13 protein-coding genes are annotated in these 16,062 nt (G+C 42.8%); 8 read left to right on the top strand and 5 right to left on the bottom strand.

All coding sequences use genetic code 11. From position 1 onward, the window contains the following. Window positions 1–48 precede the first annotated feature (48 nt). Entirely contained in the window at window positions 49–726 is a 678-nt protein-coding gene (locus tag RH96_RS14565; protein WP_010199560.1) for a hypothetical protein, read from the top strand. A 105-nt stretch (window positions 727–831) separates the two neighbouring features. Here the strand turns inward: RH96_RS14565 and RH96_RS07960 are convergent, their stop codons facing one another. After that, entirely contained in the window at window positions 832–2,136 is a 1,305-nt protein-coding gene (locus RH96_RS07960) for a TerD family protein (protein WP_010199558.1), read from the bottom strand. Window positions 2,137–2,822: 686 nt separating this feature from the next. On the opposite strand from RH96_RS07960, the gene RH96_RS07955 reads away from it, so the two are divergent. Continuing rightward, window positions 2,823–4,103, top strand: a complete 1,281-nt coding sequence (locus RH96_RS07955; protein ID WP_010199556.1) for an ATP-grasp domain-containing protein — start codon at window positions 2,823–2,825, stop codon at window positions 4,101–4,103. A 234-nt stretch (window positions 4,104–4,337) separates the two neighbouring features. Here RH96_RS07955 and RH96_RS07950 read toward each other — a convergent pair whose 3' ends face one another. Both RH96_RS07950 and RH96_RS07945 read right to left on the bottom strand, forming a co-directional pair. Further along, complete coding sequence (locus RH96_RS07950; RefSeq protein ID WP_010199554.1) at window positions 4,338–5,078, bottom strand: MHYT domain-containing protein; 741 nt, start codon at window positions 5,076–5,078, stop codon at window positions 4,338–4,340. A gap of 121 nt (window positions 5,079–5,199) precedes the next feature. Next, window positions 5,200–5,907: a WD repeat-containing protein gene (locus RH96_RS07945; protein WP_010199552.1), complete on the bottom strand. Its 708-nt coding sequence runs from the start codon at window positions 5,905–5,907 to the stop codon at window positions 5,200–5,202. Between the two features lie 786 nt (window positions 5,908–6,693). On the opposite strand from RH96_RS07945, the gene RH96_RS07940 reads away from it, so the two are divergent. The 5 genes from RH96_RS07940 (at window position 6,694) to RH96_RS07920 (ending at window position 12,556) form a co-directional block, all read left to right on the top strand. After that, on the top strand, window positions 6,694–7,923 hold the full coding sequence (locus RH96_RS07940) for a S1 family peptidase (protein ID WP_010199548.1): 1,230 nt from the start codon (window positions 6,694–6,696) through the stop codon (window positions 7,921–7,923). A gap of 65 nt (window positions 7,924–7,988) precedes the next feature. Next, a complete protein-coding gene (locus tag RH96_RS07935; protein ID WP_010199546.1) occupies window positions 7,989–9,311 on the top strand; it encodes a phosphoribosyltransferase domain-containing protein in 1,323 nt (440 codons plus the stop codon). A gap of 42 nt (window positions 9,312–9,353) precedes the next feature. Continuing rightward, a complete protein-coding gene (locus tag RH96_RS07930; protein WP_010199543.1) occupies window positions 9,354–10,178 on the top strand; it encodes an HAD hydrolase family protein in 825 nt (274 codons plus the stop codon). 32 nt (window positions 10,179–10,210) lie between these two features. Then, a complete protein-coding gene (locus tag RH96_RS07925) occupies window positions 10,211–11,407 on the top strand; it encodes a cysteine protease StiP domain-containing protein (protein ID WP_010199541.1) in 1,197 nt (398 codons plus the stop codon). Window positions 11,408–11,476: 69 nt separating this feature from the next. After that, on the top strand, window positions 11,477–12,556 hold the full coding sequence (locus RH96_RS07920; protein WP_010199540.1) for an HpcH/HpaI aldolase/citrate lyase family protein: 1,080 nt from the start codon (window positions 11,477–11,479) through the stop codon (window positions 12,554–12,556). 112 nt (window positions 12,557–12,668) lie between these two features. On the opposite strand, the gene RH96_RS07915 is transcribed toward RH96_RS07920, so the two are convergent. Further along, a complete protein-coding gene (locus tag RH96_RS07915; protein WP_010199539.1) occupies window positions 12,669–13,481 on the bottom strand; it encodes an alpha/beta fold hydrolase in 813 nt (270 codons plus the stop codon). 369 nt (window positions 13,482–13,850) lie between these two features. Between RH96_RS07915 and RH96_RS07910 the strand changes: the two genes are divergently transcribed. Continuing rightward, window positions 13,851–14,648 carry an enoyl-CoA hydratase/isomerase family protein gene (locus RH96_RS07910; protein ID WP_010199538.1) on the top strand — a complete coding sequence of 266 codons (798 nt, stop codon included), beginning with the start codon at window positions 13,851–13,853 and terminating at the stop codon, window positions 14,646–14,648. A 119-nt stretch (window positions 14,649–14,767) separates the two neighbouring features. Here the strand turns inward: RH96_RS07910 and RH96_RS07905 are convergent, their stop codons facing one another. Next, a complete protein-coding gene (locus RH96_RS07905; RefSeq protein WP_194620095.1) occupies window positions 14,768–15,211 on the bottom strand; it encodes a PACE efflux transporter in 444 nt (147 codons plus the stop codon). Window positions 15,212–16,062: the final 851 nt, after the last annotated feature.

Raw genomic sequence — 16,062 nt, 5'->3', positions numbered from 1 at the left:
TTTGATTATTATAATATGAATAAAATAAGCTTATAATTTGGGATAGCCATGCAAGCAAGACACATTGATAACGGTGACAGGCTAACTTATTATGCCGAACAAAGTATAGTATGCTGTATCGAATGTGACACTGTAGGTGAAGTTGAAAATGAATATCAATATAGAATAGAAAGCGAACGCAAAGTTTGGTGTGCTAAATTTGTCTGTAAACACTGCCAATTATCATTAGTAAAAAATGAAGAACAAGCTGACTGGGTAGGTCAATGTAATCTAATAGGAGATTGTCCGTGCAGCTTTTGTGGTACACGATTGACTGCTAACGAAGAAATAATATTCTCCTATAAACAAGCTTTGCCTTCTATTATTGCTATTGACTGCTCAAGTTGTGGTAAAACCAATGCAGTACCCGTAGAAAGAGCGAATAAATACCAACGTTATGATGCAAGGTTAGCTATTGACGCTGATTTTGGGCTTCCCCTTTTCTTACAAGTACCCTGCCGATTTGGTAAAATTTGGGCATTTAATCAGAGCCACTTAACTGAATTACATAGTTATATCAATGCAACACTAAGAGAAAGAACAGCCGTTGCTGGTAATGCTAGTATGCCTTCGAGACTACCCAATTGGATGAAATCAGCAAAAAATCGTGAAATGATTAATAAAAAGCTAACACGGTTACAAATTCAGTTAGATAGATATAAAAATAAAAGCATTTCTGAAAGTTGAACATAGCAAGTAATGCAACTAACAATTAATAAGCCTTACAAAAACAGCCCGTCTATTGATAATAGAGGGGCTGTTTATTTGTATTAAGGGGTGCTATTCAAGCACTTACTTACTACCACGTTTCCAGCTAAAGCCCCAATTAAAGGCTTTATCCATTTCTTGATGGCCTTTAAAGTACTGGTTAATACGTTCAACGTTGATACTGCCTTGTTGATTGACCAAACGCGCAATGGCACACATTGGCAAGTTGCCTGTACCTTCTGTTAAGCGCGTCTCAATCGGCGACTGATCAGGCACATGAATGGTCACTACCCCATCCGTTTTTGCCCAATTCGGCGCACCTTCGTAGATGAAGGCAAAGATAAATACTTCCTCAATTTGCGACCACTGCTGACCATTGATATCGAGCCACTCACCGCCACTCACTTGTCCTGTCCTATCATCAGCACGCAGACAGACGTAAGGTGCTGATTGCAAACTGCCAAAGCGATTACCTAAGGCTTGAATCAGGGTTTTTTCGCCATTTTTTAGATGAATCATCGCCCCTACGTCAAGGTCAATACCGCCCGCTTTATGCTGCTTGAACAGATCACCCAACAAGCCTTTTTTCGGTGCTTGCTTATCCATATCTGGACGTTGGTTCCAGTTTAGGTTGACAGAGATTTTGCCAAAGTCATCGCGCTTCTTAAGATTAATGCTAGATTGATTTTTGGTTAAGGTGATTTTGCTTAAATTAATCGAAGGACTGGCTGGAATCGGTGGCGGCGTACTTGCTTGAGTGGCACTGCCCACCTTTTGCGTGTTAATAGGTCTTTGCGTATTGATAGGTTGAGACTGACCCTGTGACTGGTTTTGATTTTGAGCCTGATTGTTGTTTTGAGATGAGGACTGAGCTGGTGCTTCATCGGCGATTTCAACGCCGAAATGCTCAGACAACGGCTTCAGACCGCCTTCAAAACCTTGGGCAATAAATCGAAACTTCCAGCTGCCCTGCCGACGATAGCATTCTGCAAGGATAATGGCTTTTTCATTACGACCAGCACTACTAAGCTGACAAGTCATCAGCACTTGACTGCCTTGCAATACTTGGATATCAACATCACCGATTTGCGCCAAGGCTTGCGCGCTAGAAAATGCCAAGGCAATTTTATCAATATCCGCCGGTTGCGCTGCTAAATTAATATCAAAAAATCCGTCACTATCGTGACCTCGGAAACTGACATTGCCGTCATCACTACGCGTCTGCCCATAAAATATCATATCGCCATCACCACGCACTTTACCGTCAGTGGTCAAACGATAAGCAGCACAATCGATGGCATTTTGACTTAAAATTCGAATGCTAATACTGTCCGTCGGTAGTGGCGCATTGGCACCAGCAATCAGTTTTTGAGGTTGGTTCTGGCTCATCATATATCCTTTGAGTTATTTATTATATTAGGGCGTGTTGAACGTTCAACCATGGCACTGACAAAGACTATTTTTTAGACAGTTCGACGTTAAAAACAGTAAGTTTAGTTATTCTAAGCGTCTATTTTTAACAATGAAGTGGCAAAAAATAGTCCTGTCTCCCTCTGTTGATATTAGAGCTGATGCTAAAACTTCCCCATACTGCGTTGTAAACCTAGTTAAGGCACTAGCATTACCGTCGTTTTACGCCTTGTTTGGAGCAGTTTTAGCGATCAGCAGTGCCTATTTGTGAATGTTCAACACGCCCTAGCGTTTTTTATGTTCACTATCGTCGTATAGTAGCATGGATAATGTCAGATTTTTAATCAGCACACTAAGGCGTGCTCTCAATTCAATCGATGGTTATCTAAATCGGCTAAAAATAGCTAAATTTTGCCAAACAATGTCAAATATAGTCAAGGAATTTTAGAATCGCTACAAGGCGACCGACCGCAGATAGTACACTGAGTACATCTAGGACGGATAACACCGTAGCGGTTTAAAAGTGCTCTGACTATAGCTGACTAATATCTCGATATCATCTGCGTTATTTTCCTTGCCTGACTGCAACTTATCTCATTTTCATCGCCATTTTTTAAATGAGGACACGCCCTAGAGCGTAGCATTTCTATATAATAGACTTTGCTATGAATGACGGTGCAGCGTGGTTTTTTTGGCAACGGATGAGTATTGACCATCTTGGTAAGAAACGTGCGACAATCACACCCGGTTATCTAATACCTATAACACTTACCTATAACATTGATAATAATGCTGAGAGAATTATGAGTAACCTTGCTAACGATAGCCTTTCTATGACCCCCGTTGCCGCTTGGTTGGCAGAAGGTCAGTCTAGCCAGCGTGATATGTTAGCCAGCCTGCAAGCCCTAAAAGCACAAGCGCACTCGCCCTTTAATGTTATAGCGTCACACCGCCATGACAGACCTGAAATTTTTGAGTTTGCCGACAGCACATATATTGAGCCATCCAAGACCCTACTCGACAGTGATGAGCAAATCATACCTGAACCCATCACACCGCGCTGGCAATTTGTCTTAGAGCAAGCCAAACAACACAACGTAAAAGTATTGCTGACTGGTCGTAATGGTATCGACTATGAAGCGCAGCGTGAGGCATTTAGTGCTGCTGGCATTCGATTATTGACAGGAGCAACCAGCGTCGCAGCGCTAGAGTGTATCGATGATAAATTTGCCTTTATGCAGCAGTGCCATGCCCATAATATTCCGGTGGCAGACGCTTGGCGCTTTGACAATACTGCTGAGCTTGAGGCTTTACTTAGCGAGCATGGTCATCAGCCTTTATGCGTCAAACCAGTCACCGGCATTTTTGCACAAGGCTTTTGGCGGCTAGATTTGGCCAAAGACGATGGTGAGCATTACGATAGCTTTGAGCATTTATACTTTACCGAAGAGAAAAAAATCAATACCGCGCAGTTTGTGAATGCCTACACTCATAGCCAAATGATACATGAGCGCCCTATTCCGATGCTGCTGATGCCTTACTTATCAGGGCAAGAGTACTCTATCGATGTGGTGTGCGAATATGGTGAAATACTGGCAGCCGTTACTCGTCATAAAACAGGCAAAATCCAGCATGTCGGCTACGAGCAGGACGTTATGGATGTGGTGATTCCATTAATTAAAGCCTTTGGTTGCGATGGTATCGTCAGCGTACAGACCAAGGCAGATGATGACGGTCAACACCGTGTCCTTGAGATTAACAGTCGTCCTTCTGGCGGCATCGGTTATACAGTGCATAGCGGTATCGATCTCACACAAGTCGGATTTGCTTATTGGCTAGGATTAACGGCAAAGCCACAGTTAGAGGACATTGCTCAAAAAATTAAGCCTTGCCAGGTGCGCTCGCTGATGATGAGCGTCAAAATTGAAGAGACAGACGCTGAGTAACTTACTAAGTGAGGATACAGTCATTCCACTATAAAAGTATTACAGCGTTAACCTCGCTTGAAGTATCACATATACATCTACACTCGGTTGCCTTGTACTACTTTTAAATTGAATCGACTATATGCCTCATTGATAGTCAAGATCGTTAAGCACAAAAAAGGTTTTTAGATAGCCATCTAAAAACCTTTTTTGTGCTTACATCATACATTAACGTTTAAAAACAACGACTTAGAATTACTCGCCAAACACTAGCGTTGCTTTCTTAGGGGCATTCTTAGATGCAAGAACCCATAACAAGCTCAATACGATCGCTGAGCCAATAAAAATAATGATCGCTGAAGAGATTGCACTATCGTGCGTATAACTCATAGACATCATATGGTTAGTAGCATCCATCTCCATAGCCGCCATACCAGTATAGTGCATACCACAAACGGCAAGCCCCATGATGAACGCACTACCGAAACGCTGTAAGGTACCGCGTAGGTTAAAGGCCAACCATAATGCCGCGATAGCAGCTACAATAGCAATAACCACTGAGGTGATCAGAAGTGGAATATTGTATGACATCGTAGCTTCCATCTGCATTGAAGCCATACCAGTATAGTGCATGGCTGCAACGCCAAGTCCAGTCAAGACACCACCGCCAATCAGTTTACTCATGCTAGACGCACCGCGCCCTACGATCAGGATGCCAATAGCCACAAAACCAACAGCAAGTAGCATCGAAACAATTGTCATACCCAGATTATAGGTAACTGGCATTTTCATATCGACTGCCATCATACCAATATAATGCATTGACCAAATAGCACCACCAATGGCAATCGAAGATAGCGCGACCCAAAAATATAGGTCTGATCCTGGCTTAGCAGATGGCACTCGAATGGCAAGATTTAGACCTACATAAGAGCCGAACACTGCGATGGCATATGAAACCAACACCAAAAGCAGGTTATATTCAACTTCAATCATTTTTTCGCCTTTTGTATTTAATAAGAACTGAGCCTTTTAGCGTAGACTTGAATAAGCCCCTGTACGCCATGCGCTCACTATTGTTTTATATAGACATTGAGTCGTCTATGATTCATTTTGTTTACCCGATGGTAAATTCACAAATATTGGTACTACCAGCACCGCAGCTGGTTTCCTCAACTTGGACTGTCTCTATAGCAGGATTACTCGCCAAAAATCCTTCGATATAACCGATGACAAAATGACATCCTGAATGATTGCTGTCTGATGACTTACAGAATGGACATTTAATTAAAGAAACCACATTATTCTTCGCTTTGACCTTACAAAACCCTTTCAAGGCTGGTACGAGTTCTCGGCTGATTGTCGTTGGCATTTTTAGCGGACTGCCAAGTGAATAATCACGTTGATAAATACCACCGCCAACCTTTCGTCCTAACTGATGCAGTGCAGCAGCGCGCTGATCGCTAGGCAAGCTGGCCTCGTATTGGCTGACGATATCTGTTATTTTGGGGTATTGAGCACCAATAGCGGCTAATGTCGTTTTTTCACCCTCGCCTGTTTGCACAGGTGCTGATGATGAGATATCTTCTTCATCAATTTCGAGTTTAAATAAGGTACAACCATCAATAGAGGACAAGTCATCAATCAAATCCGCTTGCGTCTTAGCGCCTATACTTCTCGCAATGACATGAATGATGTTGCCACCACTGCCTGATGACTCTTGTCTCTGGGAGACGAGCTGATAACCTGCTTTGATAAGTGGTGAAATAACATTAACCAAACGAATGCGTTCAGAAGACGTCTCTAATGCACAAGAAAATTTCAAAAGTCACTCCTTTTCTAAAGTACTGCTAAGCTTTTATACCAAACCATTTCTATAAATCAGACAACGAGCTTCTATCTCGTTAGCGGTTATGTCGTATAAATATGATGGGAAGGCAATATGTAAAATTTTTTTCTAACTATGCGATTAAACATAGAGTGACTAAACCGTCTTACTTGTAATAACTGCTAGATTTATAGGCATAGTTATCAAACATAGCATTTCTCGCAGCTATGTAATTCTTAGCTTTTCGTATATTTAAAAATAAAAAGTGGGTGTAAAGATAAGACAGGAACGGTTGGTCTCAGATACGGGGTTACTTTTGAAATTTCTTTACGAGCAGTAAGCTGCAGTAAGGTTTCTAAACAGTAATGAATTTTGATCGCATTATCACGACATTCTTATAGTCTAGCAATACTTGACAAGCCATTGTCCGATAGGTGGTGACATTATCCGATAGATGGCTCAAGGCATAATATGGAATATGAGTTCACTAATTTACAGATATCTCATTTCTTTAAAACCATGATTTAGATAAGGTTTTATTATTCTCCTTAATAGCGAAAACTTGTCAGCAAAACATTGTGACGAGTACACGTTTTTTACTTTAAAATGACGCTATACTTTTCATCTACTATTTACCACATAGCATATTCATTTTTCTAAAATCACTGATATAACATCTGAGTTAAATTCTTAGCATAGCTGAATATGGTTTCTATCGCAGTCATACGAATAAAGCCTCAGCGCGAGTACGACTACACGAAAATATCAATTAGGATATATACGATGACAGCACAGACCACCTTAGTGTTAGGCGCAAACACAGTGATCACTCAAGAACGCTGTACTGTTGAATTTACGACCTCGGATTCGCTTAGGTTTGGGCAGCAACTTGGACTATTATGGCTACCTCTAAATGAGCAGCGCAAAGCCGTCTGTAGTCCCGCCTATTTGCACGAGCCTAAAGACTGGGCCAAGCTGGACAATAGCGATACGCCACACGAATGGCAGCTTGATTTACCTGATTTATTTGATGTGCAAGGGGTTAGCTTCTTACAACTAATCGCTTATACTTATCAAGAGCCGACAATTAATTTACCCGCTGTCGAATTACACAAGGTAAGTTTGACGTTAAACGGAGGCGCTATTCACTATGATTTCATAGCAAGCGAGCGCCATGTCAAAGCCGCTATCGTGTTTGAGATTTACAAACGCAATGGGCAATTTAAATGTCGAGCGCTCGGTGAAAGCTCGACCCAAGGACTGGCAAGCCTTGAGCAACGAGTACAAGTCAGTTTAGATATTCGTCCGCCAGATACTCATGCACTCATTCAAGAGGCGCAACAGCAGCGTGGTTCGCCCAATAGTGACACTCGCACGCCTCGCCAAGTCCAAGCTGGTGAAACGTGGACAGGTACGGCTTTTGCGATTGATGAGTATCACCTGCTGACTTGTTATCATGTCATTGAATCGGCGGCAATGATTGGTGTACGCCAGCAGGGTCAGTCTGACCGTGAGGCGCAAGTGGTACTCAGTGATATCGGTAGCGATTCAGCCATTATTAGAGTGAGCGACCCTTTACATTGCCACCTGCCATTAGCGCAGCAGTGCTCGGATATTTTGGGCGAAACCATTACCACTTTGGGCTTTCCGCTATCAGGACTGAGTAGTCAACTACAAGTCACGCAGGGCTGTATTTCAGGACTAACAGGCTTAAGCGATGACATTCGTTACATGCAGTTTACTGCACCAATTCAGCCCGGCTCTAGTGGCAGTCCACTGTTACTGCCAACAGGCGAGGTCATCGGCATGGTGACTGCCAGCCTCGTCCATGAACATGCACAAAATATGAACTATGCGGTAAAATTTCAGTTATTATCTGCCCTACTTGCAAGCGCTGGTATCAGTTTGGATAGTGCTGCTCACGGATCTAACGCCACAACTGCTCCGCTGACTACCCCGCAACTCAGTAAACAAAGTCGCGGGGCGCTTTGGCTGGTGGGCTGTCAAGGTTAAAATATCTAAAAAAATCAAGTTAATATAAAAATAGCCACTTCAACAAAGTGTGTTAAGGAATATGAATGTCAAACAAGCAACAAAGTACCACCATCACACTACCACGTGGCACCCTTGATCTCACTTATCAAACGAATATGGTCGTAAGTAACCGTGATTCAGAAAAAGACAACAGCTATCAATTAGAAGACTTGCTTGGCTTTGCTCAGCGCATTAATCCCAAACGTGCATTTTTATTTGTCTCAAAAGTGCTAGGTCGCCATATTCCAGTCGCGCCCAGTACCATGCGACATGCTTTTACGGATTTGGCAAACCTAGTGCCTAATGAATTGCCAGCGCCAATTTTGGTCATTGGTATGGCAGAGACCGCTGTCGGTCTATCTGCTGGCGTCCATCAAGCATTACAAACGCGCTATCCTCAAGCGCTACTATTGAACTCTACTCGTCATGCGCAACATGATGAAAATAGTGATCCTAATGGTGCCGACTCTTTACTGACGACTTTCTGTGAAGACCACAGTCATGCCAGCCAGCATTTAATTTATCAAAGCTCTGATAGTGTCGCTCAAGAGCAGTTACTGGCCAGTAAAACCCTTATTATGGTCGATGATGAGGCGTCAACGGGTAATACATGCGTCAATGTCGTCACTGCCTTACGCAATGCAGGGCTGACACAATTAAAGCAAGTACATCTCACCACTTTGGTGGATTGGTCATTGGATCAAGAAAACACGAACCAGCAGACAGAGGAAGTCAAGCCTGCGCGTATGGCGGATCGTTTGACGGGTATTGAGTTTCATCGACATCACTTACTGTCTGGCGCATGGCAATGGACAGATGCACCCAATCCTGAACCCATCACGATGCCATCGGTCGATACCACCGCAGCTGGTAGTCAAGCGCTTGGTCATACAGGCAACTGGGGGCGTTTTCCAACGCTAGACAGTACAGAGGGGTTTGATAAGTATCTTTCAAGTTTTCAGGCTGCATTTGCACGCTTTAATGATCAAAAAATCTTTAATGATCAAAAAATCTTTGATGTTACTCAGTTGCCAAAAAGAATCTTGGTATTGGGCAGCAATGAGTTTGTTTGGTTACCGTTTTTATTGGCGGAATGGCTTGAGGCAGCGTCTCAAAAGTCAGATTCAGACACAGATGCTATCGTTAAATTTAGTGCGTTGACCCGCTCACCGATTGCGCTTGGTGGTGCGATTACGACGATGCTGAGCTTTAGCGATAATTATGGGCTTGGTATGACCAATTTTGCTTATAATGTTGAGCCTAGTGATTGGGACTTGATCGTATTGTGTGTGGAAACCTCAAGCGATAGTGTTGATGACCTGTGGCAAAATTTGGATAATGTACTGGTGGTGAGTCCTACGCTGTAAGTTATTCAATGATTTTCAAACCCATGATTTACGGACGTTTCTATGACTACGCCATTTTTCCAAGCCAACCCCGACATTATTAAACCTTACGCACTTATGGATTTGGACGATACCTTATTTCAAACCCAGCGTAAAATCAACGTATGGGATTTGCCCACTACTGAACCTGAAAATTTGGTTTGCGCCACGGTCAATAAGCAAGGCGAACCGTTAAGCTTTATGAGTCAGCGCCAAGCCTCACTCTTTAATTGGCTGTTGGCTAGTACCGAATTGATAGTAGTGACGGCACGTGACCGTGATGAAATCAAACGTGTTAAATTGCCTTTTTACAGTTGGCAAGTCTTAACCCATGGCGCGATTATTTTAACGGCTGAGGGTGAGCTGTTAAGCGCATGGCAGCAGTATATGCATGAGCAGCTTGCACCATTACAAGCCAAACTAAAGCAGTTGACTGACTTGATTGGTAATCATAACCAAGAAGACATTGGGGCTAATAATGGCTTAAAACTTACCCCGCATAGCGATGTTTTTATTGACAGTGAACTCACTATTTATTTGGCGATTAAACACGCGCAAAAAGATCATCAAGTATTAGCCGATTTAGCCAAGCAGCTACCCACACTCATACCAAATTTTGATCAAGATTTTTATGTCCATGTGAATGCCAATAACTTAGCGATACTGCCGCATGCGGTTCACAAGCGCCATGCAGTACAGTTTTTATTAGAGAATCATTTAGACAGCCAGCGCCCCAGTTTTGGTTTTGGTGATAGCTTAGCCGACTTGCCTTTTCTACAGCTATTGGACTGGTACGGTATGCCCAACCATGGTCAGCTACATGACCATCTTAGTTCTCAACAATTATAACAACAGCAGCTTATACGAGTAAAAAACCTTCTATGACTAACCTTTATATTCAAAAACTAGAGAAATACGGCTCAGGCAGCTATCTTGCCAGCGATGTGACCGTGCTGCTCGATATTGTCGATAAAGACGCGGTCGCTGATGTACCTGTTAGCCAAAAAGAAGCGCTGATCCAAAGTGGGCAACGGCACTATTCAGACATGCTGACCTTAGAGGCCGCGCCAACTGCGATGCACGAGCAGCTATATTCTCAGGCGCTAACGCAAGGCACAACAAGAACTGCGACTGATATTGCCAACTTGGCTTACACACTGCACAATACTTTCGAGCCAACTGTTAACGCTGAACGCCCATTAGTATTGGTCAGCTTGGTGCGAGCTGGTTTGCCGATTGGGGTATTATTGCAGCGCGCTTTAACAGACCCAAATAGCAGCTATGCTTTGCCAAGCGTGCATTGTGGCATCAGTATCATTCGAGATCGCGGGCTTGATCCAGTCGCGTTGCAAATGCTGCTGGATGCTTATCCAAACAGTCCGATAGTATTCGTCGATGGCTGGACAGGCAAAGGTGCCATTTATCAAGAATTGGCGCGGAGTCTTGAAGCCTTCAGCGACCCTAGTCATGTACATTTTGCCAATATTTTTCATCAAAGCACTTTTGATCAAGGTACTGTCAATAACACTACCGTCATACCCCTCTTAACACTTGCTGATCCCGCTGGCGTTGCTTGGCTGTCGGCTAGTGAAGAAGATTGGTTGATACCATCGGGACTGCTAAACAGTACCGTCTCGGGTTTGATTTCGCGTAGCTTATATACCGAGCCGCAATCAGGTCTCCATCGCAGCGTCTTTTATGATAATTTGGTCGCGGTAGATCATAGCTTAGCATTTATCAATCATATTGATGCGGCACGGCGTTCATTGAGTACGCCTCCACGGTGCTTGCCAACCTACCAGCAGCCGCGCTACCAAACTGCTGAATTAATCAATAAGCTGGCAGCGGACTACGCTATCACCAATCGCAACCGTATTAAGCCAACGATTGCAGAGGCAACACGGGCGATATTGCGCCGTGATCCTGAGCGCATCCTATTAGCCACTGCTGAGCATCCTGATACCGTATTGTTGCGACATTTATGTGCACAGCGAAATATCAGTATCAGTGTATTAGGTGATAAAATACTGCCCTATCAAGCCATCACTCTTATCAAGCAGCGTAGCAAAGACAGCTGAATCAACGATACAAGCTGTCTGTTATGATCATGTATAACCACTCATTTATCACTATTCACGATGCCAATTATGTCAAACAACGAATCAAACCTTTACAACTATACTCAGTCTTATGCGCATCTCATCACTGAACGGCATGCGATGGTCAAGCCCAGTACTCATCATCCGTATCAGCTGGGTGCGAGCCTTTACATGCCTGCTACTCGCCAAGATATTTGGCAAGTCATTAAGCGTGATAAATTACCAACGATTAATAGTATTATTATCTGCCTAGAAGATGCCGTTAGTCACAGCGATGTCGAGCTGGCACTGACACGACTGCAAACCCTGCTCAATACTTGGGCGATACACGTCGATAGTATCAATGATCCATCAAGAGAATCTGGCATTCAATCAGAACAACAGTCAGAACAAAAAAACCAGCATCCGACGCGTCCACTGGTCTTTATACGCCCGCGCAATCCGATGATGTTGCAACAACTGGCAGACTATACTCATATAGATCTTATCGACGGCTTCGTCATGCCCAAAGTCGATATGTATAGCTTATCCGACTGGCGGATGGCCTGTCAGAATCTCAGCATCGATCAGTTGCTCATGCCCACGCTTGAGACCGCTGCGCTATTTAACCCGCATCACAATCAAGAACTGGCCATTGGTTTTAAAGAAGCCTTTAGCCAGCCAGTTTTCGCTCTACGTATCGGCGGCAATGACTTGTTTGCCGCGCTGCGCTTGCGTCGTCCTAAGAACAGTATTGTCTATGATACCCCTATCGGTACTCTTGCTTATCAGCTGCTTGGCTGCTTTGTGCCGCATGGCTTCTACCTCACTGCGCCGGTCTTTGAGTATTTAGATCAACCAACGCTCTTTATGCAAGAGCTGACCCGAGATGTCAGCTTGGGCTTAGTCGGCAAAACAGTCATCCATCCTAGCCAAATCGCTTTAGTCCAGCAGGCCTACTGTGTGCCGATGAGCACGTTAGATGAGGCACAAGCCATATTGCATAGCGAAGCCAAAGCGGTGTTTAAATACAACAACACCATGCTAGAGCCTGCCACGCATCGTGCATGGGCAACCGAAATCGTCAATCGTGCCGACGTATTCGGCACCATCAATGATGGTCATAGTGACTATGCATCGCGACTGTAGCTTTAGCTACACATCACGCCTAGAGCTCTAGCTTAGTTAGCATTAAAACCAAAGACGCCGTTATCAAATCAATGATAACGGCGTCTTTATTATTATGAGTTAGCAGTATTTATCATACACAGCTCGTCAAAAAATGACCCAGCACTTTATTCACCTGTTCAGGCTCTTCTACCGTTGAAGTATGTCCAGAGCCTTTTATTATCGCAAGCTTAGAGCAATCGATGGCGAAGTGCATACGCTCAGCTTTGTCGTAAGGAGTAGCGACATCTTCATCACCAACGATGATTAAAGTAGGCGTCGTGATACTATCAAGCTGATCATAGACAGCGTCACGTTCGATGACTCCCATCGTGGCTTTGACGACGCCACCTTTGCGATTACCGTTGAGCATCGCCAACCATTCTTTTTGATCGGTTTTACGGGCTTTGTCTGTCAAAAAAGTGCTGCCAAACATAATAGGCATGACTTTTTTACTCACCCTTTTCATACCCAACCAGCGAATAGCCGTAATGAGCTTTTTGTAGCCAGGAATATTATCAGGGTCTTCAGCATCAGCCGAAGTATCTATTAGGGTCAATGAGTTTAGCAGCTCTGGTTTTTTGATAGCGATGCGTTGTCCAACGAAGCCGCCCATCGATAGACCGACATAATGACAGCTGTCTATATCGAGCGCTGCTAGTAGACCAATAGCATCATCTGCCAAGGTGTCCATGTCGTAGCCGTCTTTGGTAATTTGCGACTGACCTTGTCCGCGAAAGTCAAAAGCGATGCAGCGATAGCTGTCCTGAAAGTGCTCGACTTGTTTGTCATAGATTCTAGTGTTCCAAAGTAGCCCGTGAGCGAAGACCATGACTGGTTTTTGCGTATCATTTGGGGCACTATCTTCGTAATAGATATTGGCGTTATTGATTTTTATCTTTGGCATAACAACTTCCTTGTGTAATCGATTAAAAAATTAATGTTCAACAGACCCTAAGCATATGACTGTCTTTTCTTTTTAGCCCTGTCTTTCTAACACTTTACTTTTTCCACTGTTCTTTTAGCATAATTCACCAGCCACTCAGTTAATAGTCTTATTTCTGAATGGGCCGTTTTTATCGGGGCCTCCTAAGGAATTAGCACAGCGAGATAAATTAAACCACACTGTCGATTTGTCCTAAGCGCCCACAAAACCTGCTTTTATAATCATAGCAAGCTGCTATAGTAATCAATAGTGAATTATTTGTTACAAAACCTGCTCAGCTTCTATTTTAAATCCTCTATTACCCAGCTAATTTAACTAAGGAAAGCCAAGATGTCACCATCTCTAGTCGAGTATCAAAGCGAAAATCATATCGCTACCATCACCATGAACGATCCTAAGACCCTGAATGCCTTTAGCACGCCATTAAAAAACGCAATGATAGATGCGCTTGATAAAGCGGATAAAGACGCAGACGTACGCGTGATTGTGCTACAAGGGTCAAATAATAATTTTTCTAGTGGTGGTCATATCGGTGAAATGCTAGAGAACGGTATGGAGTCTGAGGCATTGGTCGCAAAGCTGGATTTTATGCTACGTGAAGTCGCTGAAGTGAGTTTAAAGCTGCGTAATATTCACAAGCCAATTATTGCTAAATTGGAAGGTGCGGTCGCTGGTGCGGGCATGAATCTGGCACTGACTTGCGATTTCCGTATCGCCGCTGACAATGCAAAATTCGTCCAAGCCTTTGTCAATATCGGTCTGATTCCAGATGCTGGTGGTATTTATCTACTAAATCAATTAATCGGTGCTGCCAAGACCACTGAGCTGGTGATGCTAGGTGATAAGCTCAAAGCAGACGATATGGCACGTTTAGACTTAGTAAATAGTGTCGTCAGCGCAGATGAATTAGACGCAAGCGTGCAGGCTCTTGCCACTCGTTTGAGTCAATTACCGGGTAAAGCATTGGCATCAATGAAACATATGATCAATGTTCACGCTTTTTCTGGATTAAACGAAGCGCTTGATATGGAAGTTGAACAACAAAACATGATGGCAGTCACCGATGACTTTAAAGAAGGCATTACCGCTTTTATGGAAAAGCGCAAGCCAGTTTATCAGGGAAAATAACTGGGTAATAGGCTGTTCAATTTGGCGGCTGAACCTATTCTTAACCAGATAATTCACTATTCATAGCATCAAAAAAAGGGCTGCCAATATGGTAGCCCTTTTTTCGTTTATGTCTGTGGTTAAGAAGCAGATGCTGACTTATAGTGATAAGGTAAGGTAAATACCTTGTCAAAAATAAAGGTAAACACAAAATTATAAATCAAGAAAAATACGAGTAAAGCGGCTTCCATTATAAATGCTTGGAGCAAACCAACCTGATACCAAAACATATATAACGGCAAACAGATCAAAACCAAACCGATTTCAAATATCAATGCATGGACACTACGAATCAGTAGCGTGCGCTCTGCTATCTGCCTGCGCTCCTCCCAAGTCTCAAAAGCGGTGTTGTATACAAAGTTCCAAATGATTGCAGCCAAAGATACCATCATCGCGACGGGTAGAGAGTCTGCTGCATCGCTATTGCTTAGTTTCATCAATACAAAGGTAGAGGAAATAATTGCGATAATCTCAAACACAATCACGTAGACGATACGACGTTTGAGTGGGGATAAAGTAATCAACCAAGACTCCAAAGCACCTAAGTGCATATCAAAGTATCGGTCCGTCCCGAGAAAAAAAGATAGATTCAGTACAGAGCCACGGTTTCCGCCTGCGCTTATATTATACATAAGATAACGAGAGAAACCAGTCGGTGCTTATATTGAGAAGCGTAAACTGGTTTCTCAAGGGAAGTAGTTTTTAGTATTTAAATTAAGTTTATCGCTCATTATAGTGAGCGATAAAACAAGTGATAAAATTTATGAAAATATTTTTATTCATTGAACTTATAACTAGCAGACCTATTATAATAGTACTGTTTCATTGACCTCTATTAGCAGAATGTAAAGAACCAACAAACACTTATACAAGAGGATAATTATTTTTCTTCTATATTAAAGTCTTCATGTTTTATTAGAGTTTTGACTAAGTTCTTAAATCTTAAGCTACTTTTAGAATTAAAATCATCTAAGTTATCTGTAAATAAATGTATTAATCTTAGAATAACTTTTATAATAAATATGAACTCATATACTAAAATATATACTATTATTCCTAACAATAGTGATTGTGCAGCTAAGGTAAACAGTACACCTGAACTCAAGACCTCATAAATATTATTTAAGCTAATATCGTCTAGCTTCGGTATAAACTTAGATATTAGAGCTATAACTGCTGTTATCAAAGATATTAAACTTTGCCAAGATAAATTATAGTTAAGTCTTTATAAAATCGATACAGCCTATATCATGAAACAGTTTAGGTAGATTATTCTCCATCCACCCTTGGCGTAGAAATTTAGCCTGTGCCCATTTTTTCTCGATAGGGTTCAGATCGGGGCTGTACGGCGGCAGCCAAAGATACGGTGGCCATG

The organism is Psychrobacter sp. PAMC 21119 (genome assembly GCF_000247495.1).
Classification (GTDB): Bacteria; Pseudomonadota; Gammaproteobacteria; order Pseudomonadales; family Moraxellaceae; genus Psychrobacter; species Psychrobacter glaciei.
The sequence above is the reverse complement of the archived record's forward strand: the minus strand, read 5'-3'. Positions and strand labels throughout refer to the sequence as shown.

Coding starts and splice junctions, on each gene's coding strand:
- RH96_RS07960 (WP_010199558.1), bottom strand. CDS start 2,136: ATGAGCCAGAACCAACCTCAAAAACTGATTGCTGGTGCCAATGCGCCA.
- RH96_RS07910 (WP_010199538.1), top strand. CDS start 13,851: ATGTCACCATCTCTAGTCGAGTATCAAAGCGAAAATCATATCGCTACC.
- RH96_RS07955 (WP_010199556.1), top strand. CDS start 2,823: ATGAATGACGGTGCAGCGTGGTTTTTTTGGCAACGGATGAGTATTGAC.
- RH96_RS07935 (WP_010199546.1), top strand. CDS start 7,989: ATGTCAAACAAGCAACAAAGTACCACCATCACACTACCACGTGGCACC.
- RH96_RS07915 (WP_010199539.1), bottom strand. CDS start 13,481: ATGCCAAAGATAAAAATCAATAACGCCAATATCTATTACGAAGATAGT.
- RH96_RS07925 (WP_010199541.1), top strand. CDS start 10,211: ATGACTAACCTTTATATTCAAAAACTAGAGAAATACGGCTCAGGCAGC.
- RH96_RS14565 (WP_010199560.1), top strand. CDS start 49: ATGCAAGCAAGACACATTGATAACGGTGACAGGCTAACTTATTATGCC.
- RH96_RS07940 (WP_010199548.1), top strand. CDS start 6,694: ATGACAGCACAGACCACCTTAGTGTTAGGCGCAAACACAGTGATCACT.
- RH96_RS07920 (WP_010199540.1), top strand. CDS start 11,477: ATGTCAAACAACGAATCAAACCTTTACAACTATACTCAGTCTTATGCG.
- RH96_RS07930 (WP_010199543.1), top strand. CDS start 9,354: ATGACTACGCCATTTTTCCAAGCCAACCCCGACATTATTAAACCTTAC.
- RH96_RS07950 (WP_010199554.1), bottom strand. CDS start 5,078: ATGATTGAAGTTGAATATAACCTGCTTTTGGTGTTGGTTTCATATGCC.